At 53.8% G+C, this 2617-nt stretch carries 4 protein-coding genes; 2 read left to right on the forward strand and 2 right to left on the reverse strand.

What is annotated here, in order from left to right:
- On the forward strand, positions 1-541 hold a 541-nt coding region (locus tag ACXJ5O_RS23910), incomplete at its 5' end, for an MATE family efflux transporter (RefSeq protein WP_457302079.1).
- Here the strand turns inward: ACXJ5O_RS23910 and ACXJ5O_RS23915 are convergent.
- Positions 538-1626 carry a quinone-dependent dihydroorotate dehydrogenase gene (locus ACXJ5O_RS23915; RefSeq protein ID WP_457302080.1) on the reverse strand — a complete coding sequence of 363 codons (1089 nt, stop codon included), beginning with the start codon at positions 1624-1626 and terminating at the stop codon, positions 538-540. The two genes, ACXJ5O_RS23910 and ACXJ5O_RS23915, sit on opposite strands and share 4 nt — an antisense overlap.
- Positions 1623-1970 (reverse strand): DUF952 domain-containing protein, encoded by a 348-nt coding sequence (locus ACXJ5O_RS23920; RefSeq protein ID WP_457302081.1) that lies wholly within the window; start codon positions 1968-1970, stop codon positions 1623-1625. Before ACXJ5O_RS23920 ends, ACXJ5O_RS23915 begins: the two co-directional genes overlap by 4 nt.
- Before the next feature lie 136 nt (positions 1971-2106).
- Here ACXJ5O_RS23920 and ACXJ5O_RS23925 point away from each other — a divergent pair, with 136 nt between their 5' ends.
- Positions 2107-2532, forward strand: coding sequence for a hypothetical protein (locus ACXJ5O_RS23925; protein ID WP_457302082.1), 426 nt, complete (start codon positions 2107-2109; stop codon positions 2530-2532).
- The last annotated feature ends 85 nt before the right edge of the window (positions 2533-2617 follow it).

A 2617-nucleotide genomic window follows, 5' to 3' on the forward strand; every position in this document is an offset into this window, starting at 1 on the left:
GGAAGCGGGCGCGGTGACGTTGGCAACGAATGCGGTTTTAATGAACTTCCTGCTGATTTCCGGCTATTTGATTGATGGAGTAACCACCGCCGCAGAACAGATTTCCGGCCGTGCAGTCGGCGCACATTACCGCCCGGCATTCGACCGCGGCATAAAGTTGTCGTTTCTGTGGGGCTTGTTGTTGGCGACAGCGATGGCTGTATTCTTTCTGATCTTTGGTGATGCAATTGTTGGATTCCTGATCAAATCAGACGAGGTGCAGGAAATGGCATCGCTTTATTTGCCGTGGGCAGCCTTGGCGCCGGTTGTCGGTCTGCTGGCTTTCCATATGGACGGGGTGTTTATTGGCGCGACATGGTCGCGCGACATGCGTAATATGATGATCCTGTCGCTGATCGGCTATTTCGCTGCCTATTTCATCCTGCCGAAGTTCTTCGGCAACCATGGTCTATGGCTAGCGCTGCATCTTTTTCTTGGTTTGCGCGGAATCTCCCTGTTATCGATTCTTCCGAGCCGAACACGAACGCAGTTTGCCAACTAGACCGGGATTACTTTTGTGGCCCAATCGTCAACGTCGCAATCGCGTAACGCTGCGATAGTACTAACGCTGTCGCGCTTCAAGGTTGCCGACATACCCTTGACGATCTCGCTTGCCAAGCCGGGGCCACTAAAGATCATGCTCGTGTAAAGCTGGACGAGATCAGCTCCGGCCCGAATTTTAGCAATGGCTGTCGCCGCGCTATCAATGCCACCAACACCGATTATCGCCAGATCGGTACCTACGCGTTGGCGCATCTTGGCGAGTACAATCGTCGATCGGTCGAACAGTGGCGCTCCGGAGAGGCCGCCTGCCTCGCCCGTGCTCTTACTGCTTTTCAGACCCGCGCGAGACAGCGTGGTGTTGGAAATTATGAGCCCGTCCAGCGAATGCGAACCGATCTCGGCGGCAATATCGTCGAGACTGGCTTCGGTCAGATCGGGTGCGATCTTGAGAAAAACAGGGCGCCTGACACCTGGTTGTGCGTCGCGTGTGTCGAGTACCTTTCCGAGCAATTCTCTGAGGCTTTCTCGCGCCTGCAAATCGCGCAAACCTGGCGTGTTTGGAGAGGAAATATTGACCGTAAAATAACTCGCGAGAGAATGGAATTTCCTTATACCTGCCACATAGTCCGCGACGCGGTCAGTGGAGTCCTTGTTGGAGCCAATGTTTATCCCGACGATACCGGCGTGCGAGCGTCGCTCGGTCAGGCGTCGGAACGCCGGGTCATGACCTTCATTGTTGAAGCCAAGCCGGTTGATTACCGCATTGTCTTCAACAAGACGAAAAATACGCGGCTTCGGATTGCCAAATTGCGCCCGCGGTGTGAGCGTTCCGACTTCGGCAAAGCCGAAGCCGAGCCGCAGCAATGCATCGGGTATTTCGGCATTTTTGTCATAGCCAGCGGCCATGCCGAGCGGATTAGGAAAACTGAGGCCAGCGACAGCGACACGCAGAGCCGGATCGTTGTTGGGTAAACATGCTGGCACAAGGCCCGTCTTCAATGCTTTGATCGAGAGACCGTGCGCATCTTCTGGGTCGAGTCTGAACAGCATTTTGCGGCCAATTGACCCGAACAACCTACTCATGCACGCAACTCCGGAAATTTGTGCTTGCCGTCGCTACCCAAGGGCAGTGGCTTGATCCATAAGACAGCGTCGAGAGGCAATGACGCATAGAGGTGCGGGAAGAAATCGCCTCCGCGCGAGAGCTCGTATCTAAGAGCTGTGCCCAGTCTCTCCGCCTCGACTGCGATCAGCACAAGATCATTCTGACCAGCGAAATGCTTGGCGGCTGTCTCGACTGCCTGGGCCGCAGTGGAAAAATGGATATAGCCATCCGCGTGGTCGATCGGCGCGCCATCGAATACGCCTCTCGCTTCTGCGGTTTGCCAAAGGGCAAGCGGAGCAATCTTGTAGATCAGTTGAGTCATAAGCGTCTTTACTAGACATAAAACGCCGATGCGCAAAGGGCAGACTGAACGCCCGTAACAGAAATATCGCCTTACTCCAGATTTTCGGCGTATTATTTCGTCAGGTTCTTGAGACGTAAATGTTGGAGGTTCATCGATGTTAGGAACACGAACGTTACTCATCGCGCTAGCCGGTTCCCTATGGTCGTTCGCCGCCACGGCACAGGAAGCGACGACTTATACGCTTCAGAGAACCGATGACGGCTATGTCCGCATGAATAACAAGACTGGCGAAATGTCGATCTGTCAGGAGAAGTCGGATCAGCTCATTTGCAAGTTGGCGGCTGAAGAGCGGGCGGCGTATGAAGATGATATTGCCGACCTCAAGACGAGAGTCGCAAAACTTGAGGACACGGTTGCAGGCATGGGCAAGCTGCCGCCAGTTGTTCGAGATGCTCTTCCATCCGATGAAGATTTTGAAAAAGGACTGAGCTACATGGAGAGGTTCATGCGTCGCTTCATGGGGATTGCCAAGGAATTCGAGGACAAGAGCAAGCCTGCGGAGTCACCGCAAAAAACCTGACCTCGGAGTGACAGGAGATTGGCAGGAGGCAAGCTTCACAGAGTTGTTTGTTCTTGATTTGTTCGATAATTTAATGGACTTTAAC

It is taken from the genome of Phyllobacterium sp. P5_D12 (assembly GCF_054049495.1).